The organism is Bacillus sp. UNC322MFChir4.1 (assembly GCF_000746135.1).
In the GTDB taxonomy this organism is placed as follows: domain Bacteria; phylum Bacillota; class Bacilli; order Bacillales; family Bacillaceae_G; genus Bacillus_A.
On record NZ_KN050809.1, the window covers coordinates 135368 to 157945 of the forward strand.

21 protein-coding genes are annotated in these 22578 nt (G+C 34.5%); 10 read left to right on the forward strand and 11 right to left on the reverse strand.

Features of this window, described 5'->3' with window-relative positions; all coding sequences use genetic code 11:
- Positions 1-65: 65 nt before the first annotated feature.
- The 7 genes from resA to BR72_RS17970 all read right to left on the reverse strand — a co-directional run bounded on the left by resA (position 66) and on the right by BR72_RS17970 (position 5875).
- Positions 66-587 (reverse strand): thiol-disulfide oxidoreductase ResA, encoded by a 522-nt coding sequence (gene resA, locus BR72_RS17940; protein WP_035435149.1) that lies wholly within the window; start codon positions 585-587, stop codon positions 66-68.
- A gap of 388 nt (positions 588-975) precedes the next feature.
- Positions 976-1704, reverse strand: coding sequence for a 23S rRNA pseudouridine(2605) synthase RluB (gene rluB, locus BR72_RS17945; protein ID WP_035435151.1), 729 nt, complete (start codon positions 1702-1704; stop codon positions 976-978).
- A 287-nt stretch (positions 1705-1991) separates the two neighbouring features.
- The gene (gene spmB, locus BR72_RS17950) at positions 1992-2525 is read right to left on the reverse strand and encodes a spore maturation protein SpmB (protein ID WP_035435154.1); all 534 of its coding nucleotides are present in this window, start codon (positions 2523-2525) and stop codon (positions 1992-1994) included.
- Positions 2522-3118, reverse strand: coding sequence for a nucleoside recognition domain-containing protein (locus BR72_RS17955; protein ID WP_035435157.1), 597 nt, complete (start codon positions 3116-3118; stop codon positions 2522-2524). The genes spmB and BR72_RS17955 overlap by 4 nt, the downstream gene beginning before the upstream one ends.
- On the reverse strand, positions 3111-4232 hold the full coding sequence (locus BR72_RS17960; protein ID WP_035435159.1) for a D-alanyl-D-alanine carboxypeptidase family protein: 1122 nt from the start codon (positions 4230-4232) through the stop codon (positions 3111-3113). Before BR72_RS17960 ends, BR72_RS17955 begins: the two co-directional genes overlap by 8 nt.
- Before the next feature lie 132 nt (positions 4233-4364).
- Positions 4365-5276: a superoxide dismutase gene (locus BR72_RS17965; protein WP_035435161.1), complete on the reverse strand. Its 912-nt coding sequence runs from the start codon at positions 5274-5276 to the stop codon at positions 4365-4367.
- 107 nt (positions 5277-5383) lie between these two features.
- On the reverse strand, positions 5384-5875 hold the full coding sequence (locus BR72_RS17970) for a DUF3907 family protein (protein ID WP_035435163.1): 492 nt from the start codon (positions 5873-5875) through the stop codon (positions 5384-5386).
- 457 nt (positions 5876-6332) lie between these two features.
- On the opposite strand from BR72_RS17970, the gene mprF reads away from it, so the two are divergent.
- Entirely contained in the window at positions 6333-8906 is a 2574-nt protein-coding gene (gene mprF / locus BR72_RS17975) for a bifunctional lysylphosphatidylglycerol flippase/synthetase MprF (RefSeq protein ID WP_035435167.1), read from the forward strand.
- 2 nt (positions 8907-8908) lie between these two features.
- Here the strand turns inward: mprF and BR72_RS17980 are convergent, their stop codons facing one another.
- The gene (locus tag BR72_RS17980) at positions 8909-9682 is read right to left on the reverse strand and encodes a hypothetical protein (protein WP_035435169.1); all 774 of its coding nucleotides are present in this window, start codon (positions 9680-9682) and stop codon (positions 8909-8911) included.
- A 207-nt stretch (positions 9683-9889) separates the two neighbouring features.
- Here BR72_RS17980 and deoD point away from each other — a divergent pair, with 207 nt between their 5' ends.
- From deoD to BR72_RS18000, 4 genes are all read left to right on the forward strand, one after another.
- Complete coding sequence (deoD, locus tag BR72_RS17985; RefSeq protein ID WP_035435171.1) at positions 9890-10597, forward strand: purine-nucleoside phosphorylase; 708 nt, start codon at positions 9890-9892, stop codon at positions 10595-10597.
- A gap of 275 nt (positions 10598-10872) precedes the next feature.
- A complete protein-coding gene (locus BR72_RS17990) occupies positions 10873-12690 on the forward strand; it encodes a sensor histidine kinase (RefSeq protein ID WP_035435173.1) in 1818 nt (605 codons plus the stop codon).
- A 107-nt stretch (positions 12691-12797) separates the two neighbouring features.
- A complete protein-coding gene (locus tag BR72_RS17995; RefSeq protein WP_035435176.1) occupies positions 12798-13328 on the forward strand; it encodes a tyrosine-type recombinase/integrase in 531 nt (176 codons plus the stop codon).
- A 175-nt stretch (positions 13329-13503) separates the two neighbouring features.
- Positions 13504-13698: a DUF3924 family protein gene (locus BR72_RS18000; protein WP_035435177.1), complete on the forward strand. Its 195-nt coding sequence runs from the start codon at positions 13504-13506 to the stop codon at positions 13696-13698.
- 321 nt (positions 13699-14019) lie between these two features.
- On the opposite strand, the gene BR72_RS18005 is transcribed toward BR72_RS18000, so the two are convergent.
- Positions 14020-14865: a DUF72 domain-containing protein gene (locus BR72_RS18005; protein ID WP_035435180.1), complete on the reverse strand. Its 846-nt coding sequence runs from the start codon at positions 14863-14865 to the stop codon at positions 14020-14022.
- A 418-nt stretch (positions 14866-15283) separates the two neighbouring features.
- Between BR72_RS18005 and BR72_RS18010 the strand changes: the two genes are divergently transcribed.
- On the forward strand, positions 15284-15736 hold the full coding sequence (locus tag BR72_RS18010; RefSeq protein ID WP_035435182.1) for a hypothetical protein: 453 nt from the start codon (positions 15284-15286) through the stop codon (positions 15734-15736).
- Positions 15737-16153: 417 nt separating this feature from the next.
- On the forward strand, positions 16154-16807 hold the full coding sequence (locus BR72_RS18015) for a hypothetical protein (protein WP_035435185.1): 654 nt from the start codon (positions 16154-16156) through the stop codon (positions 16805-16807).
- A gap of 76 nt (positions 16808-16883) precedes the next feature.
- On the opposite strand, the gene BR72_RS18020 is transcribed toward BR72_RS18015, so the two are convergent.
- A complete protein-coding gene (locus BR72_RS18020) occupies positions 16884-18917 on the reverse strand; it encodes a transglycosylase domain-containing protein (protein ID WP_035435187.1) in 2034 nt (677 codons plus the stop codon).
- Between the two features lie 303 nt (positions 18918-19220).
- On the opposite strand from BR72_RS18020, the gene BR72_RS18025 reads away from it, so the two are divergent.
- The 3 genes from BR72_RS18025 to BR72_RS18035 all read left to right on the forward strand — a co-directional run bounded on the left by BR72_RS18025 (position 19221) and on the right by BR72_RS18035 (position 21763).
- Entirely contained in the window at positions 19221-19841 is a 621-nt protein-coding gene (locus BR72_RS18025) for a DUF47 domain-containing protein (protein ID WP_035435189.1), read from the forward strand.
- An 11-nt stretch (positions 19842-19852) separates the two neighbouring features.
- The gene (locus BR72_RS18030; protein WP_035435191.1) at positions 19853-20851 is read left to right on the forward strand and encodes an inorganic phosphate transporter; all 999 of its coding nucleotides are present in this window, start codon (positions 19853-19855) and stop codon (positions 20849-20851) included.
- A 111-nt stretch (positions 20852-20962) separates the two neighbouring features.
- Positions 20963-21763, forward strand: coding sequence for a sulfite exporter TauE/SafE family protein (locus BR72_RS18035; protein ID WP_035435193.1), 801 nt, complete (start codon positions 20963-20965; stop codon positions 21761-21763).
- Positions 21764-22313: 550 nt separating this feature from the next.
- Here the strand turns inward: BR72_RS18035 and BR72_RS18040 are convergent.
- Positions 22314-22538, reverse strand: coding sequence for a hypothetical protein (locus tag BR72_RS18040; RefSeq protein ID WP_035435196.1), 225 nt, complete (start codon positions 22536-22538; stop codon positions 22314-22316).
- Positions 22539-22578: the final 40 nt, after the last annotated feature.

Here is a 22578-nt window from a genome sequence, read left to right on the forward strand (position 1 = left end):
GCTGAAAACCATGTACAGCACCTCGATTGTCGAAGAACTTGAATAAACTTTCTATCCTCTTCTCATTATGGAGTAATTTTCTTTAAGTATTCTTCCATTTGTTCTCTCGATTGTGTACCTGTAATTTTTTCGATAATCTTGCCATCTTTATCAATTAAAAACGTTGTCGGTAGTGGTCCTACACCATATGTATTTAAAATTTCTTGTCCTTTATCAATAGCTACAGGAAATTTCAATCCGTACCCACTCACAAAATTCTTCACAGCGAGTTCTGTTTCGTCTGCATCTAATGCCAATATTTCAACACCTTTTTCCTTATATTTCGGGTACAGTTCGTTCATATATGGCATTTCTTTCTCACAAGGTTTACACCATGTCCCCCAAAAATTTAAAAACACACCTTTTCCTTTTAACTCTTTTAACGTAATCTTTTTACCTTCTAAATCAGTAGCTACGAAGTTTGGCGCTGCCTTTCCTACTTGTACTTTCTCTTTATCAACAAAAAAGTTTTGATATAGCGTAAAACCTAACGCTCCTCCTAAGATGAGCAAAATAATTACGCGAAATAACAGTCTATTTTTCTTCACAGTGTCTCTCCTTCCTTAACCGAATAAAGAAGTTTAGCACATACTAAACTTTTCTATAAAAATGCCCATTGAAAAACTGACATAAAACCCTTTTTAAGGTAGGCAAGAGGATCTAGCCATGCATAGAAGCGGTCAGGGCCTTTACCTGCCAAGTGCAAAGTTTTAAAACAAAGAAAGATAGGTCCGTTTTGATCTTCATGATAGTAGTCTATATGCCGAAAAATGAAAGTAACTTTCTATAGATAATAAGGGGCATATGTTCACTGGAATAATCCCCTTATCAAACTTCTAAATGAAATGTATGACTGAGTAGTTACAATAAATTTATATATGTATTCACTTCTATCAGTAAAGTTTTCTTTACTGATAGAAGCCTTTATATTCTATACTATCTCGGTTTCGTTGAAGCGAGAGCACGAAGTTGTTTTACTTCATGAGGAGTTAGTTCTCTCGCATCCCCTGGGCGCAAACTCCCTAACTCTAAGAAGGCATAACGCTCACGCTTTAATTTCATCACGTTACATCCAACTGCTTCAAACATTCTACGTACTTGGCGATTTCTTCCCTCGTGAATTGTCAATTGTACAATTGCAATTTCTTTACGCTTATCCCATGAAAGGATTTTCACACGTGCAGGCGCCGTCTTTCCTTCTTCTAGCATAACACCTTTTTCTAACATGCGGATTTTTTCACCAGTTAGCGGACCTTTTACCTTTGCTACGTATGTTTTCTCAACCTTATACTTTGGATGCATTAAAATGTTCGCAAACTCTCCGTCATTTGTCATCAATATTAAACCAGATGTATCATAATCTAATCGGCCAATTGGAAACAGACGCTGTGGAATATCTAAAAAGAAATCTGTCACAACTTTTCTTCCTTTATCATCTGTTACGCTCGAAATAACACCCGTTGGTTTATATAATAAAAAGTAAGCAGGCGTTTCTTTTTCAAGAGGAATGTTGTTTACTTCAACTTTATCTTGCGCACTCACTTTCGTTCCTAGTTCAGTCACGATTTTTCCGTTAACCTTAACTTTACCTTGTTGAATGAGTTCTTCTGCCTTTCTTCTCGACGCAATACCTGCTTGCGCTATTACCTTTTGTAGTCGTTCCATTTCGTTTCTTCACCTCAAATTCATCTTACCTTCATTAGAAGGACTTGGCAACTGTCTAGCCTTAATGGCGATTATCCTTCCTTACCGTAAACAACATCGCCAACTTTATAAGCTAATAAAGGAATAAAATGCATTTTTCTTCTTTATTATGATTTACATCCTTCCATTTTCTCACAACAATTGTTCACGGTTTTGTCAAAAATAATCCATAAAAAAGCCACTATTAAGCACATTCTTAATAGTGGCTGTATCCGTATTATAGTCTAATTGGAATGAAAAATGAATCATTATTGCTGAAACATGAGTGAAACAAATACAATTGAGCACACAATCCCAATTAAATCAGCAAATAAGCCTACCTTTAAAGCATCGCCCATTTTCCGAATCCCAACCGCTCCAAAATAAACTGTTAAAATATAAAAAGTTGTATCTGTACTTCCTTGCATCGTAGACGCAAGTCTCCCAATAAATGAATCCGGCCCATATGTGGCAATTAAATCAGTTGTAATACTTAGCCCTGCTGATCCAGAAATAGGGCGAATAAGAGCAAGAGGAACAATCTCTGCTGGCACATGGATAGCATCTAGCATTGGTTTCATTACATGGATCATTGCATCTAGCGCGCCTGAAGCACGAAAAATTGAAATAGAAACGAGCATACCGACCATAAATGGCAAAATAGATATAGCAATTTGAATTCCTTCTTTCCCGCCTTCTACAAATGATTCATACGTCGGTACTTTTTTTATCGTACCATATAATAAAATAAATCCAATTACACAGGGGATTACCCATAAAGAAATCGTATTAACGAGGTTCATTTTTTCTTCCCCTTTCTACTTCTTCTTCGGTAAAAGTAACGATCAATCCAAATCGCTCCAATCATAGATAAAACCTGAGCGATAAACGTTACGCCTACAATTTCAGTTGGATTTGCAGAATGATACGTCATCCGAATCGAAATAACAGTAGTGGGAATAAGTGTAATAGCTGATGTATTTAAAGCAAGAAATGTAATCATAGAGCGGCTTGCAAAGTCTCTTCCTCCATTTAATTCTTTTAAATGTTCCATTGCTTTAATCCCAAGCGGCGTGGCTGCATTGCCTAATCCAAAAAAGTTTGCCATCATATTAGACAAAATGAACCCCAGTGCTGGATGATTCTTTGGCACTTCTGGAAACAGTTTTTTTACAAGAGGCATAAACAGTGCAACAAGTTTCTTTAGCAAACCAGCTTCCTCGGCAATCTTCATTAAACCTAGCCAAAAAACAAGAACACTAATCAGTCCGATACAAATGGTTACAGCATTTTTTGAACCTTCGAAAACTGCTTTATTTACTTCGTCCATCGTTCCATTAAACATTGCATATACAATACCAATTATCGCCATCGCAACCCATATAATATTAACCATCTATTTCCACACCTAACATATGAGAAAATACTTCCTGAAAATCTCTCCAAAACAAACCCGTGCTCACAATAAGTTTCCGTTTACTATAAAATAGGTTACGCTCTCCAATTTCTTCTTCGTTTAAATAAGCGACAGCACGCCCCACTTTCTCTCCATCTATCAGCTTGGCTGTTTTATCAAATTCAATTTTTATAACAACCTTTTTAGCCTCTTCTTTTGTTAGCGGCACTAATAAATCATTTTTCGTATATATATGATTGGTATACTTTTTGTCTTGCAGTTCAGATAGAGGCCCCTTCGCTACTACCGTAGTTGCTGTATATTGTTTAAATCCTTCATTAAATAAGTACATATGGTCATCCCAATCACCCGAAGCTTGCAATGTTACAACAATTAAATCTAGCCCATCCTTTGATGCAGTTGTTACAAGTGTTCGCCCTGCCTTTTTCGTAAATCCAGTTTTCCCTCCCGTTGCATACTCGTACATAGAAGTAACAAGCTTATGTTTATTTTTCCATGGATAGTCCCATACTTTAGATTGATACGTTTTCGTTCCAAAAATTTTACGGAATGTCTCATTTTCCATGGCATACCGGGTTAACTGTGCCATATCATATGCTGAAGAATAATGTGTCCCGTCGCCGTCTAAACCATGTGGATTAGAAAAATGTGTATCCTTCATTCCAATTTGTGCTGCTTTTTCATTCATTAGATATACGAATCCATCTATACTCCCGCCAACATATTCTGCAATTGCTTGAGCTGCATCATTTCCAGAGCGCAGCATTAAACCATATACTAAATCTTCTAATGGTACTTTCTGTCCTGGTTTTAAATAAATGGCTGATCCTTCCACACGAACCGCTGTATTACTAATGGATACCTTTTCTTTCATTTTCCCTGATTCGACCGCTAAAAGTGCGGTCATAATTTTTGTAATACTTGCGATTTTTTCAGATTCATGCTCTAACTTCCCATATAATACTCGCCCCGAATGTTGCTCCATCAACACAGCATTACGTGCACTAACATTATTCATTTGTGCATATGTATCATGTGGCAACATACTTGCACATATTAGAATAAGTGCAATCACGATCCATCTTCTCCGCATATATCCACGTCCTTTTTGGCACTTTTTGTACAAGTGTATGCTTGGACCTTTAAAATATGAATGGAAGTTGAGATGGATAACTAGCTTGCAACCGAATAGAAAGACAACTAAAAAAGACGCATTGTGATGCGTCTAATATGGTATCCACTGTAAATTCTTCGCACTTTCAAATCTTTTCTCTACATCTCCCCAGTTGACAATATTCCACCAATTCTTTATATATTCTTCCTTTCGGTTTTGATATTGTAAATAATAGGCATGTTCCCATACATCCAGTACTAATAGAGGAATTGTATCCCACTGTGTAAATAATTGATGAAGTGTACTTTGTAAAATTTCTAATCGTCCAGAACGAGGCGCCCAAACGAGAATAGCCCATCCTGAACCTTCCACCTTTGCTGCTGCTTCTGTAAAATGTTTTTGAAAACGTAAAAAGCTCCCAAAATCTTTTTCAATTTCCCTCGATAAGTCTCCATGCGGGCTGCCACCACCATCTCTTTTCATATTATTCCAAAAAATGGTGTGTAAATAATGACCAGAACCATGAAAGGCAGCTTCTCTCTCCCAATGTTTTATTAAATCAAATTGATTTGTTTTTCTTGCTTCTGCCATCATCTTCTCTGCTTTATTTAATCCCTCTACATAACTACGATGATGCTTATCGTGATGAAGCATCATAATTTCCCTTGAGATATAAGGCTCTAACGCATTATACGGATACGGAAGCGGCGGCAAGGTATGTCCGCCAATTGGTACAGAAGCTCTTTCATAATTTCTTTCATATAATGCATATTCCGAATCAGTCATTAACGCTTCTTGTAAGTAGTGTTGAATATGCTCGACATCATCACTAATTTCATAAACAAACTCTGCATCGTAATCATATTCATTTTCTTTAATGCGATCTAATAGCATTTGAATTTTATATGCAAGCATATGAACATCATACACTTCTGTTGCCCGGCTATCTAATACGTGGAGAACACTTTCACACCAACTTTCAACCTCATGAAAGTAATCAGTGAATACTTCTTGCTGACTCATATGACACCTCCATCAATATATCCTTCTTAAATGTATTCAAAATTCCGGTTGTATATGACGATTCAAAAAGCAAAAGAAGCTAGGAATCACCTAACTTCTTACAGTAGTTAATATTTTTGGATCATTTTCGTTTGATAGTCGGTCTCATAATATTCTAGCTCTTCACGCAGCATTTGAAATTTCCCTTCTAACTCTTTCATCATTTGTTCAATCGACATAGGAGGTTGCTTTTGAAACGCAATTGAATTCTTTCCCGTATAAGCTGATCGGCTATTTTCATACCAATGATCATTTTTAGGTGAAAAAAACTCTGCAATCACTTGATGATAGATTTTATATAACGTTCTTTCCGCTGCACTTTTCCGAAACGGTTTATTATTCAGTAATACGCAACAAGCATCTAAGCCTTCTTCACAAAATACAAGCAAGCGCCGAATGGAAGCTAATAATCCAGCAAAATACTGTTCATCGCCGGATGGTGTTTCTTCTAATAATAAAGGTAGCGTATAATAGTTTACATATTTAGTGATTACTTCAACTACTTCTCCCAAAAAAACAGTTACTTGCTGCGTTTGGTTTTCAACCATTAAATTGGACATGTTAGTTTCTCCCCCTACCATTTGAACTAATTTTGAAAGTTAATTTTTCTGTTATATATTTATTTTGGATCAGCTTCTTTACAAAACGCCTTACTCCCAATTGTATCCTCATCAAAATATACGCAAAATTCTTCGAACGTATTAATATGAAAATCCTCACTCACACTATCTCTTTTTTTATCACATAACTACAGAATGACATCACGCAAATATATGTTTTGATTTTCGATTTTAAAAACAAATTTCCTTCAAAAGAAGGAAATTCTTTCAAAAAACCTTCGAAATAAAGTGGGATTTTTCAGATTTTTAAGTATAAAGTATTACCGATTATTAATAGATAATGTTTACATATATAAATTACAACTACATTTTCAAAGAATTTTTCTTTTTATTTTTATTGAAGTTTGTCATAATAAAAATATTGTCTCAGTTTTCTAATACAAGGAGAGTTGTCTTTATGTCGTTTTCATGGAAACGTATATTACAAATTGGAAAATTTATTTTTCCCTTTGTTGTATTAACAATCGTGTTTTTTCAAGCACGCAAAGAACTATCTGGTGTTTCATTTCGAGAAGCAGTTGAAACGATTAAACATATTCCACCCGGTGGATTTTTCTTAGCCGTTATACTCGGTGCATTTGCTGTTGCTACAATGTTCTTTTACGATTTTGTAATGTTGCGGCATTTACAAGCAGATATACCAATTAAAAAGATTTTTCGTATTTCTTGGACTGCTAATACATTCAATGGATTTATAGGATTTGGCGGTCTTGTTGGGGCAGGTATACGTACAATGTTATATCGTCCTTATGTACAAGAAAATGGTAAACTTATTCGAAGTATCGCCTGGATGACAGCAGCTTTTATTAACGGACTAGCATTATTATCTTTTCTCGGTCTAATTGGCATACTAGATACAAGATTTATTTTACACGAAAAGCCTTGGCTATGGCCCGTTTTCATCTTTTTTGCTCTTTTTGTTCCGTTATACATAGGGATTTCTAAAATAAAAAGTCGCAAGCAAAGAAAAGAAGAAGAACAAGTTGAAAAAAATCCAACTGTCCTCTACTCCCTTGTTTCATTAGTAGAGTGGGTATCAGCGGGTATAGTAATATATGTCATCTTACTTCTATTCGGAATTGAAATAGATTTCCATAAAGTTCTCGGTGTATATGTTATTGCAGCTTTAGCTGGCGTTGTGAGTCTTGTACCAGGGGGGCTTGGTTCCTTCGACTTTGTTTTTTTAACAGGGATTGGACAATATGGTGTAGATACAGGTGTATTACTTCCTGCTATGTTATTATATCGCCTTGTATATTATATTTTACCGTTTGGACTCGGTTTAATTTTTGCAGCATTTGAAATGACAGGAGCTGCTTTAAAGAAATTTGAAGATAAACCATTTATTGCACCTGCCCTGGAAACAACTGGGGTCATTTGGTCATTACAACGTGATTTTCTTGGAAAACTAGGTTCTTGGGCATCTGCTGCATTAACAATTTTCGCAGGACTTATGGTTATTTTTTCCACGATTTTCCCTACAAGTATTGAACGTGCTCATGCATTGCATATTTTAGTTCCTAAATACCTTGTACAAATTTCCTTTAGTTTATCACTAACATTTGGTATTTTACTCGTTATTTTATCACGTGGCATTTATCACGGAACGAAACGCTCCTATTATATGACAATTGTATCTCTCATCGGAGCTGCGATCTTCAATACACTAAAAGGAATTGATTTAGAAGAAACCTTTATTTTACTCATTGTGCTAACTGTACTATATATGATTCGCAAACGATTTGTTCGTGAGAAAATAGCGATTTCATTTTCAGATGTAGTAAAAGTTTGTCTCTTTGTACTGATTACGTTGTATCTGTACAAAAAACTTGGGGTACAATTTGCCGATGCCAAAGAAGTATTTAAACCTGATTTTGTTGTTCGTAATATTAAACAAGTACAGCGCAGTGCAATTGCAGCAGCTTTTTTTGTACCAAGTTTTCTGCTAATTGGTTCCCTAATTGCCAATCGTTACAAAACTAAATTTCCCGGGCAACCAGCCAATATGACACAACTACAACACTTTTTAGATGAATATGGTGGAAACGTGTTAAGTCACCTTGGTTTTTTAGGAGATAAGCAATTCTTTTTCAGTAACGACGGAAAAGCAATGATTCAGTTTGCTCCTGCCGGTAAACGTCTTATTATACTTGGTGATCCAATTGGACAACCTTCTTCTTTTCGTAACGTTTTAGAAGAATTTTTAACAGAAGCGGATCGTTTCGGCTATATTTGCGTATTTTATCAAATTGAAAGTAAATGGCTGGGTTTATATCATGATTTTGGATATAACTTCTTCAAGCTTGGTGAAGAGGCAGTTGTCGATTTAAATAATTTCACAATTTCAGGAAAAAAACGAGCTGGATTGCGTGCAACTTTCAATCGTTTCGAGCGAGATGGTTATACTTTTGCGATTCACGAACCACCATTTACAGATGAATTGTATGATGAACTAAAAAAAGTATCAGATGCATGGCTTGGGGGGAAAAAAGAAAAAAGCTTCTCTCTCGGTTATTTTGATCGTGATTACATAAATCGTGCGCCCATCGCAACACTTTCTGATATTGATGGTAAAATTATTGCTTTTACAACATTTATGCCAGTTTACCAAGACGGTGAATTATCTGTTGATTTAATGCGCTATTATCCTAATGCACCTAGCGGAATTATGGATGCTATGTTCATTCATTTATTCCAATGGGCAAAAGAAAATGGCTATCAATACTTTAATATTGGAATGGCTCCGCTTTCTAATGTTGGGTTATCAGCACAATCATTTTGGTCAGAGCGTGTTGCAGCAGCCATTTTTAATAACGTTCGTTATACATATAGTTTTAGTGGCCTGCGACATTTCAAAGAAAAATATAAACCAACATGGAGCGGGAAGTATTTAGCATTTCGTAAAAATCATTCCTTACCAATTACAATGCTCGCTGTAACAAAATTAATCGGAAAACGAAAAGACAGCTAATTTTAGCTGTCTTTTCGTTTCTGAACTTGCAAAGTAAATTGTTCTTCATATTTCTTTCCGTCAATATAAAAAGTGCCCCATATTTTATAAAGTCCTTCACTCGGAAACGTAACGCGAAATTGTAATTGTTCCTCATTATTATTAGGAACAACGTATAAAAAATGCTGTCGCTCTCCATCCACTATACGTAATTCAGAACGTTCTCCTGCATTTGAACGAAACTTTACCTTTTGTCCTTTTCCCACTTGAAATTGAAACGTTAATGTTTCTTCTTCATTTGGATATAACGTACGAAATAATAGCGATGTTTTATATGGACCAATAGATTTCGTTAATACCGTATCTGCAGCAATTGGATTTTGTTTTTTTTCTACTACTTTTTTTCCCGCTACTATATTCTTTTCAGCAAATTGTTTAGTTGTATCCCCTGTTTCTTCATATAGGAAAATGGTATATTCTCCTTCTTTTTTAAACTGGTATGTAGCTTTGTAAGAGCCATCTCCAACAAAAGTTGGTCTCGCTTCATATGATTGTGTTAACTGCCTGTCCACAATAAACATGCGAATATGGTCGTTTACACCGCGAATTTCGGTTCCTTTTTTATTTTGCAATTGAAATGTAATATTTGCGATTTCATTTATATCCATATCATGTAGTTGCCACTTCACCTGCTGTATCTGCCCTGTTGTTTCTTCACTGCTTTTATATTTTTTCATATAAAATCCACCAAGAACAATAAGAAGCAAAGCGATAACTCCTATAATAACATTTTTCATGAAATCACCCATCTATTTTTTAATAAATTGTAACATAATTCTGATTATTAATCGTACAAAAACATCTATTAAAGCACAATTATTTTCTTTTGCCTGAATAGATCTATAGATAGAAATATACTATTGTAAACGCTCTACTTCGTGTATACTACAAAGTGAAGTAAATATTTAGTAATATTGATTGCTACATAACAAGGAGGATTTTATATGAGCATACACATTGGAGCAAAAGAAGGCGAAATTGCAGAATCTATTTTATTACCTGGAGATCCTTTACGTGCAAAGTATATTGCAGAAAATTTTTTAGAAGATGTAACATGCTATAACAATGTGCGTGGCATGCTAGGGTTTACAGGAACATATAAAGGAAAACGCGTCTCTGTTCAAGGTACAGGTATGGGAGTTCCTTCTATTTCTATTTACGTAAACGAGCTAATTCAAAGCTATGGGGTAAAGAATTTAATTCGTGTTGGAACATGCGGTGCCATTCAAAAAGACGTAAAAGTACGTGATGTTATTATTGCAATGACTGCTTGTACAGACTCAAACATAAATCGTTTAACATTCCCTGGATTTGATTTTGCACCATGTGCAAACTTTGATTTATTGAAGAAAGCATACGATGCTGGTATAGAAAAAGGGTTACACATCCGTGTTGGGAACGTACTGACAGCCGATGTATTTTATCGTGAAAGCATGGATATGGTAAAAAAACTTGGCGACTACGGTGTATTAGCTGTTGAAATGGAAACAACTGCACTATATACATTAGCTGCAAAATACGGTGTAAATGCATTATCTGTCTTAACAGTAAGTGACCATATCTTTACTGGTGAAGAAACAACGGCCGAAGAACGTCAAACAACATTTAACGAAATGATTGAAATTGCATTAGACGCTGCAATCCAATCATAAATCCGATAAGAACTTGTCATACGTCTGGCAAGTTCTTTTTTATCCTCTACTATATACACCCATTTTGATTTTCAGATATATAAGTCACTTTTATGCATAACCATATGCTCTCGTTCTCCTTAGAAAGAAAGGATTTTATGTCAGTATATACTCACTTTATATGACTTTTTGAATTGAACTATCTCAGCATGCGACAGATTTTCGCTCCTACTATGTTTATTCGTTTGCTATAATAAAGTGACGATTATGGAATTTACATCTTATGAGGTGAAAAAGTGAAAAAAAGAAGTATTGTGTTTAAGCTTTTCTTATTAACATCAGCATTATTTACTGCTACATTTCTACTCTTTTTCCTTGGACAATCACTATTTTTAGAGAAATTTTATATTAATAAAAAAGTTCAAACGGTCCAAACTAATTTCGAAAAATTTGTAAACAAATATGAAAAAAGCAACGGAACTTTCGAGGAGCTTTCAAAGCTAAAACAAGAGTTTTATGAAAAAACAAACGCTGAACTCGTACTTTTAGATCGCAATGGTATTATTAAGGATGATAAAAATTATCACATTGAAATTGTTAACAAATTCAATAATACACTGTTTATTCCATTGAATAATACTTTCACAATTCCTGAATATTCTTCGTTTATTAATTTAGGATTAAAAATATCTGACCCAATCAGTGTACAAGGTATCTTAAAAAACAATATGATTATTCCTGTTACAATTACTACTGCTGATAATAAAACATGGCAAAATGATAATATCATTTCAGATTTGAAGCTATTTGGCATTCAACTTACAGATATCAAAAGAAACTTATATACAAAAGATTTTAGTACTAGCATTAACAAATTCGATGGTACGATATCAAAATTGCATATGCCTTCTCCAAACGATATTCGTCTTGCAAATAAAGATACATTAATGCAAGGCATCCAACATTGGGAGCTTTCTGTCGCATTAGGGAAAACAAATGCGAGTGAAATGACAACATATACACTCGGCGGAGAAAACGACATTAAAAGTCAGATTTTTGTTAAACCCGTAGTTACAAATGGAGAAATAAAAGAATTTGCATTTGCAATGACATCATTGCAGCCCGTTAATGAGGCTATGCTTGTTTTGAAAGATTATTATGTCTATGCGTTAATGATCGTCTTTATTGTCATAATTTTATTATCGTTTTATTACTCAAAAATCATTGCAAATCCGCTTATTAAAATGAATCGTGTTACAAAAAAAATGGCAAACTTTGATTTCTCTGAAAAACTTCCTATATCCACTGAGGATGAGATAGGGAGTCTATCAGGTAGTATTAACTCTCTTTCTGTAAATTTAAAAGACCGAATTGATAAATTACATGTAGTAAATACAAAACTACAGCAAGATATTGAAAAAGAGCGGCAACTAGAAAAAACAAGAAAAGAATTTATATCTGGCGTATCGCATGAATTAAAAACACCATTAAGTGTAATCCGAAGTTTCGCTGAAGGCATTAAAGATGGCGTAAGTAAAGACACTACGTATTATACTGACGTTATTTTAGAAGAGACTGATAACATGAACCGCCTTATTGTCGAAATGCTAGAACTTGCAAAACTTGAGTCCGGCACATATAAATTAGAATTAGAACCGTTTTCAATAGGAGAATTAATTCAACAAGTATATACAAAGCTGTTATTTAGCATCGAAGAAAAAGATTTACAAGTAGAGCTTGCCTTTGATTCCACTATTTATGTACAAGCAAATCGAAATCGTATTGAACAAGTTGTCGTCAATTTATTAAGCAATGCGATTCGTTATACACCAGTTGGAGAGCAAATAAAAGTAACTATCAGTGAGAATGAAGAAACCGTAAAAGTGGAAATTGAAAATAACGGTGCACCTATTCCCGAAGAAAGTTTAGATAAAATATGGGATCGCTTCTATCGAATAGATGCATCACGTAGCCGTCATACGGGTGGAACTGGTCTTGGACTATCCATCGTAAAAAACATTTTAGAATTGCATCATGCTAATTATGGTGTCTATAATAAAGAAAATGGCGTTGTCTTTTACTTTCATTTGTCAAAAGTGGAAGTAATCAAATAATTTGTCCTAATTTCACGAAAAGTTCACATGAAATTCACACTCTTCCTTTACAGTAATAACTAGTTAATCCTTTCCTTTACACATACAAAAAGAGGAGAGTGCGTGAAATGAAACAAGTAGGACAACCAATTCAAAACGAAAAACAATTAGAAAAAATCAAAGATATACTAATACAATCATCAAAGCGCGATGCTTTATTATTCGTATTAGCTGTGAATTCCGGATTAAAAGTAAGTGAAATATTGCAGTTAAAAGTTGGCGATGTTATCGATGAAGATGAGCATGTTCGTCACTCAATTTTGTTCTATAATGACAAAATGAAAAAGCATAAATGGTTCGCTGTAAATGAAGAATTGCAACATACAATTGAACAATATATGAAAGAACGCAAAGTCTGGAAGCGAAATGAACCATTATTAAAATCTCAAAAAGGAACAAAATCTATTACAAGGCAACATGCTTGGTACATTTTAAACAAAGCAGCAAAAGAAGTTGGTTTAGAAGGGATTAGCTCGCATACACTTCGAAAAACATGGGGATATTGTGCTTATAAATCTGGCGTAGATATTGCCTTTTTACAACACTTTTTTGATCATAGTACCCCATCCAAAACTTTGAAATACATCGGTATTGCTTAACAATACTTACTGTAAAAATCGTAAAAGAAGGTAGCTATTTTAAAAATAGTTACCTTCTTTTTTTATACATATAAATTAAAATCGATTTATATACTTCCTGTCACATCTTATATATCTTTCTCTTTTCTTGTTTCTCTCCTCTTCTAGTGATACTCTAATAGCAGGGGGGAGAAATATGAACACATTAACAATTGAATTGCCGAAAGAAACATTAGAAAAGCTAAGTTTATTACAACAAGCTTATAAAAAGAAAACAGGTACTGTCGTTACCGAAAGTACACTTATTCAATCTCTTATTTCAAGAGAATTTATTCAAGAAGTTTCACCATTTGATTTACAGCAATACATACAACAAAAAGAACAGCAATAAGTCTCTAATGACAGAAAAACTCTCATTTATCTTTACAATGAGAGTTTTTCTATCTTTTCAAGCAAGTTATCACTAGCGTACATAATTGATCACCCATCTTAATTTTTATAAGGCGTGAATTTTTTAAGATTAAAACTAGAAAAACAATTGACATTGATAATGATAACCATTATCATTAATTACGAAGCCAACAATTGATGAAACAACCAAACGCTCAGTAACATTGTTACCCCTCTTTTTTCATAAAGAAACACACTGTACATTCCCCCTGTTTGTACAGTGTGTTTCTTTTTATTTTAACTCTTTAGTTAATATTTTACTTCATTCAAATAAATTTAGTTGTTCAGGTTTAGGCTCTCCGTATGTGATCCCCAGCATATCCATTAACTGTTTCGCATTATCTGCTGCATCTCCGCCAGAATTATTATTAAATAGAAGATAAACTTCCTTTGTTTTTGTTTTCAATTCCTCTATTCGTTCTATCCATTCTTCTAATTCCTGTTTATTATAGCGATATAAACAACGAACAGCCCGCCAGTTCTCTCCTTTATCCAGCCACCCGTGTACATTGCGTCCGTGAAATCGAACTAAAGTCATTTGTTCATGCGTTGATTCTAATACAATTGGAATAGAGCCAACTCCCGCTTGTGGTTCATCACAAATTGTATGAATCCAACCTTCTTGTTTCATAAATTCCAACGTTTGATTACGAAATTGTGGATAAAACCAAGTCTGATTCCGAAACTCTAATGAACATGGGATATCTTGCATTTTTTCCTTTGTATAGCGTAATAAATCCACATTTTTCTTTCGACAATCAAACCAAGGTGGATACTGGAATAATACCATTTTTAACTTATTGGCTTTTTGAAGAGGAGCGATTGACTCTTTAAATGCGTGAAACATATCATCAATATTTGCAAACGGAATTTCACCGCGCATATGACCTGTCATTCCTTGATAGGCTTTCACAATAAACGAAAAATTTGACGGTGTTTCTAAAGCCCATTTCTCATAATTTCTTACAGGCTGCATAGCATAAAAAGAACTATCCACTTCCACAATTGGAAAATGATCACTATATGTTTGCAGTTTATGCTTTATTTCATATGGATCCTTATATAAAGAATCGTGATCACCCCATCCCGTTACCCCAATAGAAATCATTTAAACACCATCCCCTATCTACCTTTAAGTCTAAAAAACATATAATTATATATAAAAAAATGAAAATGAAAACATTATTTCATTTTCAAACAACTCATAACGCGTTTACACTCTTTAAAATCCTATAACCTCTTATTAACTATAACAAATCTAAGAGATTTTTCTATATACATTCATTTTGATTTTCACCATATACATCGCAGCTATGCAAAATACAACATGACCTATACCTGCTTGCTTCCTTTGTTTTAATAACAGGAAAGGGCCCTGACCGCTTCTACGCATGGCCAACCCCTCTCGCCCCCTAAAAAAGGGTTTTTATATCTTTACTTTTCTTTACCACAGCTTAACGTTAATTTAATGCTCATTTTGTATAATTCATAATGAAAGAACTTATAGGAAACGAGGGTGAATACTAATGAAAGTATTATCATCTATCCGCTTTTGGCTTATTCTCATGTCATGTATAACATTATGCTTTGCACTCTTTTTAATTGGAGAATACAATAGACCAAGAGCAGAATCAAATGACGACACCATTCCTTATCAAGTCCTATATATAAATGAAAACCACATACCACTAACACAAACTAGACAAAAAGAAAAAATTGTTCTAAAGGGAATGGTAATAACTGATGCCACTTCCTATAAACAACTAGAAACAATTGCAACACAAATCAAAGAAAAATATGCAAATGCAAATCTCGACTCTATTGAACTAACAGTCCATAACAAAAATAACGGCCAATTCGATGATCTTGCTTATGAACCTATTGCCAAAGGTAATATTGTCATCTCTTATACAACATTAACTAAAACCGAGCGCAGTGTGCATACAAATATAAATATTCAACTCAACAAGCACTCTTAATCTAATAGAGTGCTTGTTTTTTTATCCCGCTATTCGTGGGCAGTATTACTCCCACCTCAAAATTCAGTGAAAACATTGTCCAGCTCTTTAGCGGCTAGAATCTCCGGTCGTTTCGCCCCCTCGGACGAGGCAAAAAGTGCCTCTCCGCCTTGTGCGTGGGCGTCCTGCGATTCTGAGCGAGCCGCTTCCGCTTTTCTTAAGAAGTTAGGCGGGAGATAAACTGCCCGTAAAAGCCCGATTGGTGAGGGCTAATAATCAGTGGGGGATAAAGTCCCCCACTGATTAAAGTTTCACTTTATGTATACGCACATTTTTTATAAATTAGTCAAGTATCCTAGGTCTTGTCCTGTAAAGATGAATATCATATAACGACAAATGATTTAAAGAGAAATAATTTCCATTAAGGAGGAACTATGTATGATGTATCCATATAATCAGTCGAACTATTCTCGAAATTCGATGAGAAATTTTAAAAATTTAATTGGCACAAACGTAAGTGTTAATTTAGGGGGTCCAGAAAAAGGAGAGGGAACATTATTAAAAGTTCAAAGTGATTTTTGTGTAGTACAATCTGACGACGGTGTTGTTTACTATCCGTTACATCATATTAATGGCTTTGCCGAGCAATATGAAGATGAATCTGAAGAATCTGATGATAATGAACAAAACGACAATCAAAATAATCAAAATAACCAGAATGAAGACCCTATCATTGTAAGCGGAACTCGTTTTGGAAGTGTTATTAACCGGCTAAAAGGAGAAACGGTTCAATTGAACCAAGGTCCGAAGAAAATAGAAGGGACTGTTGTCGGCCGTACTAATAGTCATATTCTACTAGAGGTTGATGGTCAGGTTACGTATGTACCATCGTTCCATGTTCAAAGTATGCGCTGGAACTATAACAACAATGATAATGATAACAATAACGACAACAATAACAACAATGAGAATAACAATGAGAATAACAACAATGCTAATAACAATGATGATAATGAAACACGTAACCAAGATCGTAAGAAAGATGAGTGCAAAAGAAAGAAATGTAAACGACGCGAAAGACGTTGTGACTAAAGTAATAACGATCCCTATACTAACAATTTAAAATACATGTAAATCCCAGGTTATTTTATAACCTGGGATTTACTCTCTAAAAGGATGAAAACCATTCTTTTATTTTTTCCATCAAGTTCCCTTGTTGTTCTTTTCCTTGTTTGTCTTCTTGACGTTTTTTCTCTTCTTTTCGCTTCATTTCTTCTTCAATTGTTTGTAACTGTTTTGTATACTCAGCTTCTGGTATAAGAGACAAATCAAAGTTTTTTTGAATTGGCTTTCCAATTGCTTTATTCATAATATCACGAAACATCGTCGTCGTTATTTGACTACCTGCCGGCACAAAATGTTCATTATCTGTTTTATCGTAACCAACCCAAATAGATGCAAGCAATTCTGGTGTATAGCCAACAAACCATGAATCTTTTGAGCCGTTATTTGATTCATCCGCTAATTGTGTTGTTCCTGTTTTCCCAGCAGTCTCTGCATATTTAAGTTTCGCTTTTTTTCCAGTTCCTTTCTCTACAACTCCTTTTAATAAGTATGTCATCTTTTGAGCCGTTTTTTCATCCGTAACACGAATTTCCTTTTTGTACCATTTCCCTACTATATTCCCTTCACCATCTTGAATTTCTCGAATGGCATGTGCTTCCATTTGCACACCATCATTTGCAAATGTTGCGTACGCTTGTGCCATAACAAGAGGAGATGTGCCTTCACTCATTCCTCCTAGCGCTAATGGATACGATCGATCCTTTTCTTGCAGCGGAATACCAAACCGTTCTAAAGACTTCAATCCCTTTTCTAAACCAATTTGTTTTAATAGCCAAACAGCTGGTACATTATAAGAATTAGCGATTGCCTCATACATCGTCACATTACCATGGTATACATTCCCGCTATTTTTTGGTTTATATTCATTAATTTCAAGCGGTTCATCTTTTAATACATCATATACCTCATATCCTTGCTCTAATGCCGGTGTATACACTGCTAGCGGTTTTAACGTGGAACCTGGCTGACGTTTTAATTGTACCGCATGATTAAACTGTAAAAATTGATACGGTCCTCTCCCGCCTACAAGGGCTGGAATGCCGCCTGTTTTTGGATTCATAAGTACAACACCTGTTTGCATGATTTGATCAGAATTAGTCTTTGGAAAATATTGTTCACTATTTACAACCGCTTCTGTAGCTTCTTGCATTTTTGGATTTAATTCTGTGTAAATATGATAACCGCCTGATAAAATTTCATTTTGTGTTAATTTATATTTATTCATTGCCTCTCGAACGATGTAATCAACATATTGAGAGTACTTTCCTTTATATTTATCTTCGACACCGCGCTGAAGTGAAAGCCCTTCATCTTTTGCTATTTGAAATTGCTTCTCTGTAATATAACCTTGTTCTTTCATTAACGAGAGAACAATATTTCTTCTTTCAATCGACTTATTAAAATCTTTAAAAGGTGAATACGTAGAAGGTGCTTTAATTAACCCGGCTAAAGTAGCAGCTTCTGGAATCGTCAATTCCTTTACCTCTTTGTCAAAATACGTTTTTGCCGCTTTTTTAATCCCCCAGGCTCCTTCACCAAAATAAATTTGATTCAAATACATCTCGATAATTTCATCTTTTGTATATGTGCGTTCAATTTTCTTTGCGATAAAATACTCTTTAAATTTTCGTGAAAATGTCCGATCCTGTGTTAAAAATACGTTTTTAGCCAACTGTTGTGTAATTGTACTTCCTCCAGCAACAACTTCTCCTGCTGTTATATTTTTAACAATCGCATGGAAAATTCCACTATAATAGACGCCGCTATGCTCATAAAATTTTTTATCTTCTACTGCAACAACAGCTTCGACCATAACTTTCGGAATATCTTTCCGTTTAATTCCATCCGTTTTCGAAGAAGACAATTTTGCTGCTACTTCCTTATTTGCATCATAAATAACTGTCGGCTGAGGCACTGCTTGTTTTAATGCCGAAATATCTTGGATTGTGATCATAATATTAACAAAGATAAACAAGGATAAGAAAATTAAGCTAATCGTTAACAATGTGATTCGCAATTTTTTTCTTATTTTGAACCACTCCCGTATCTTTTGTAAATGAGTGCTACTCAACTTCATTCATTCACTTCCTCTATCTTACTTTCAAATGTATATATGTACAGTATGCCTTTTCAAATTTTCCATGATACTGCTATAATTCGTCAAGTATAAGCTCTCTTTATGAGTCATACTTTTATAAGAAAAGGACATTCTATAGACAAGAGCATCGCTAATTTATATTAATATTGCTAATTTTTCAATATGTCTAATGTTAAGTTTTTGTAAACTTTTCGATAAAATGTTTTAAAAAACGACAGCTTTTTGATAGAATGAACTAGCCAATATGCTTTACATAACTATTTTTTTGGTGGGGGTAACAATATGGTTTTTAAATCGAAGAAAGATAAATTTTCAGAAATGTTAGCGAACATTTCCGAAAATTTAAAAGAAGGCGCACAATATTTTGTGGAGTATAAAATTAAAAACGCAAGTGATTTAAAAGAATTCTCCATGCGCATGAAAGAATATGAGTCAAAAGGCGACTCATATATTCACGAAATCATTATGGAATTAAACAAAGCGTTTATCACTCCAATTGAACGTGAAGACATTTTACAACTTGCAATGAGTATGGATGATGTATTAGACGGATTAGATCATAGTGCTGGTCTATTTGAAATGTACTCTATTACAGAAGCTGATGAGTACATGATTAAGTTCGTTGATGCAATTAACCAATGTGCGATTGAGATTGCATCGTCTATTGAATTGATGTCTAATAAAAAGCTACTCGATATTCGTACAAATGCAATTAAAATTAAAGATTACGAATCAAAATGTGATGATATTCGCAGACATGCAATTAAACATCTGTTCTCTCGTGAAAAAGATCCAATTAAGATTATTCAATACAAAGAAATTTACGAAGAACTAGAAGAAGTTGCTGACAGCTGCCAAAGCGTAGCAAATGTTTTAGAAACAATTATTATGAAGAACGCATAAGGAGTTTGATCATGGATACACTCTTGATTTTAACCGTTTTAGTTGTCATATGTGCCCTAGCTTTCGACTTTATTAACGGGTTCCATGATACAGCAAATGCCATCGCAACAGCTGTCTCAACAAAGGCTTTAAAGCCAAGGCAAGCCATTATTATGGCATCTATTATGAACTTTTTAGGTGCAATGACATTTACGGGTGTAGCAAAGACGATTACAAAAGATATTGTTGATCCATTTACATTACCAAATGGTTCTGTCGTTATTTTAGCAGCACTAATTGCTGCTATTGCATGGAACTTAATTACTTGGTATTACGGGATTCCAAGTAGTTCATCTCATGCTATTATCGGTGCTATTGCTGGGGCAGCTATTGCCGCTGCTGGTGTACATTCATTAAACTATAAAGGTTTCATTAAAATCATTGAAGCTTTAGTTACTTCACCAATTATCGCTTTCGTCATTGGTTACATCGTGTATAGTATTTTTAAAGTTTCCTTTAAAAACTTTAACCTGACGAAAACGAACAAAAATTTCCGTTTATTCCAAGTGTTCACAGCTGCATTACAAGCTTACACACATGGTACAAACGATGCTCAAAAAGCGATGGGTATTATTACAATGGCACTTATTGCAAATAATTATCACACTTCATCAGATATCCCTTTTTGGGTCCAACTTGCGTGTGCGACTGCAATGGGTCTTGGTACTTCTATTGGAGGATGGAAAATTATTAAAACTGTCGGTGGACAAATTATGAAAATCCGCCCTGTAAATGGAGTAGCTGCTGATTTATCATCATCACTTGTTATTTTCGGCGCAACTTTCATTCATTTACCAGTAAGTACAACACACGTTATTTCATCTTCTATTTTAGGTGTTGGCGCTTCACATCGCGTAAAGGGTGTAAAATGGGGAACAGCAAAACGTATGTTAATTACATGGGTGATTACACTTCCTATTTCAGCTTCATTAGCTGCTTTATGCTATTACGTATTAAATCTTATTTTCTAAAAAAAGTCGTCTTCTTATATAGAAGGCGACTTTTTTGCAAACACACATCATTTTCATTCAAAACGTTGTATAATGAGTGATGTATTTGCTATAAAAGAGGAGATGTTATTGTTGGAATATATTATGCTACTACTTGTTGGATTATTAGCAGGTACGATTGGAAGTCTAGTTGGTCTTGGTGGTGGAATCATTATTGTTCCATTACTGATAGGCTTACACAGCCTATCCCCACAATTAGCCGTCGGCACTTCAATTGTTACTGTCGTATTTACAGGTTTGGCTTCTACCCTTACTTATATGAAGCATAAACGAGTTGATTATAAAAGTGGTCTTATTTTATTTATTGGGAGTGGCCCTGGTGGAATCATCGGATCATGGGCAAATAAATTTTTAAATCAAGAATCTTTTTCTTTATATTTTGGAGTCTTTCTTATTTTCGTATCGATTTTACTAATGCTACGTGATAAAATGAAACCCATTTCCGTTTCAAGTAGTTCTGTTATTAAACGTTCTTTTACAACTTCAGAAGGAGAAGTCATCACCTATCAGTTTCCACCTTTTCTTGCAATCATTATTTCATTAGGTGTAGGTTTTATTTCTGGCTTATTCGGGATTGGCGGAGGTGCCTTATTAGTTCCAGCAATGATGCTTCTTTTTGCTTTTCCGGCTCAAATCGCCGTTGCTACATCCATGTTTATTGTTCTTTTATCTGCAATTGTAAATTCAGCAACTCATATTTCCCTTGGTAATGTTAGCTGGCTCTATGCCCTTGTTTTAATCCCAGGGGCATGGATTGGTGGGAAATTAGGAGCTTATATTAATACAAAGTTAAGTGGTAATGCCATTATCAACTTATTACGCATTACCTTAATTATTCTCGGCACACGCTTGATTATTAGTTCTATTTTATAACGCATTCTTTTTTAGAATGCGTTTCTTTATATACATATATATAAAAACACCCCTAAAATAATACATAAAACTGCGCAGACACATAATAAAATAAGGTTAGAAACATGTAATTTCCCCAAAACAATCACTCCTATGTTTGTTGCATCTTTTTCACTTAATCCCGCTCTAACGTACTGTATGACTCCTACCGAAAAAGGTAAAAATGAAAATTTCCTATTTACTTTATCATACCGAAAAAACACAACATATACATTTACAATGCCCTAACAATATAGAAATGAGTATTACAAATCCTATATAATTATTACATTATATATACAATCTTATTGTTTTATATTTATAAATATATTCAATTTAATTTTCCAACCCATAAGCGCCAATATGACCATGACTTGCTTTTTCCTTTTGATTTAAACATTGCACGCGGTGGGACGTAGCCTCTCGCCTATCTAGACTTTCTTTCAGTTTTTATCTTGTAAATATAAAACAATCCAATACATGCTTCTCTCCTAAATGAAAAGAAGCATGTATTGGATTGTTAAAATTACCGTTAGTGTACAAGTGACCATCCCATAAAATCTTCGTGAACTTGTCTAGCTCGTTTATCATTTCGGTCGTATAATTCTGCATAACTATCAGTTTCTTCATCATACGTCATCGTATAAATGATTTGTCCATCTATTTCGACTGATAGAACAACTCCGCCCTGCATTTCTTCTACATGGATCACTGCATCAGCTGAAATTCTCACATCAGTCATTTTTTGATCTAACATGGTATGCCTCCTAAAAAAATATTCCTTTCTAATACCGTCC

Bases quoted from the DNA above. Each gene is read 5' to 3' on its own strand.
- BR72_RS17970 (WP_035435163.1), bottom strand. From the start codon at position 5,875: ATGTCCAATTTAATGGTTGAAAACCAAACGCAGCAAGTAACTGTTTTT.
- rluB (WP_035435151.1), bottom strand. From the start codon at position 1,704: ATGGAACGACTACAAAAGGTAATAGCGCAAGCAGGTATTGCGTCGAGA.
- mprF (WP_035435167.1), top strand. From the start codon at position 6,333: ATGTCGTTTTCATGGAAACGTATATTACAAATTGGAAAATTTATTTTT.
- BR72_RS17955 (WP_035435157.1), bottom strand. From the start codon at position 3,118: ATGGTTAATATTATATGGGTTGCGATGGCGATAATTGGTATTGTATAT.
- BR72_RS18020 (WP_035435187.1), bottom strand. From the start codon at position 18,917: ATGAAGTTGAGTAGCACTCATTTACAAAAGATACGGGAGTGGTTCAAA.
- BR72_RS17965 (WP_035435161.1), bottom strand. From the start codon at position 5,276: ATGAGTCAGCAAGAAGTATTCACTGATTACTTTCATGAGGTTGAAAGT.
- BR72_RS17995 (WP_035435176.1), top strand. From the start codon at position 12,798: ATGAAACAAGTAGGACAACCAATTCAAAACGAAAAACAATTAGAAAAA.
- BR72_RS18010 (WP_035435182.1), top strand. From the start codon at position 15,284: ATGAAAGTATTATCATCTATCCGCTTTTGGCTTATTCTCATGTCATGT.
- BR72_RS18025 (WP_035435189.1), top strand. From the start codon at position 19,221: ATGGTTTTTAAATCGAAGAAAGATAAATTTTCAGAAATGTTAGCGAAC.
- BR72_RS17960 (WP_035435159.1), bottom strand. From the start codon at position 4,232: ATGCGGAGAAGATGGATCGTGATTGCACTTATTCTAATATGTGCAAGT.
- spmB (WP_035435154.1), bottom strand. From the start codon at position 2,525: ATGAACCTCGTTAATACGATTTCTTTATGGGTAATCCCCTGTGTAATT.
- BR72_RS18015 (WP_035435185.1), top strand. From the start codon at position 16,154: ATGATGTATCCATATAATCAGTCGAACTATTCTCGAAATTCGATGAGA.
- BR72_RS17980 (WP_035435169.1), bottom strand. From the start codon at position 9,682: ATGAAAAATGTTATTATAGGAGTTATCGCTTTGCTTCTTATTGTTCTT.
- BR72_RS18030 (WP_035435191.1), top strand. From the start codon at position 19,853: ATGGATACACTCTTGATTTTAACCGTTTTAGTTGTCATATGTGCCCTA.
- deoD (WP_035435171.1), top strand. From the start codon at position 9,890: ATGAGCATACACATTGGAGCAAAAGAAGGCGAAATTGCAGAATCTATT.
- BR72_RS18040 (WP_035435196.1), bottom strand. From the start codon at position 22,538: ATGTTAGATCAAAAAATGACTGATGTGAGAATTTCAGCTGATGCAGTG.
- BR72_RS18005 (WP_035435180.1), bottom strand. From the start codon at position 14,865: ATGATTTCTATTGGGGTAACGGGATGGGGTGATCACGATTCTTTATAT.
- BR72_RS18000 (WP_035435177.1), top strand. From the start codon at position 13,504: ATGAACACATTAACAATTGAATTGCCGAAAGAAACATTAGAAAAGCTA.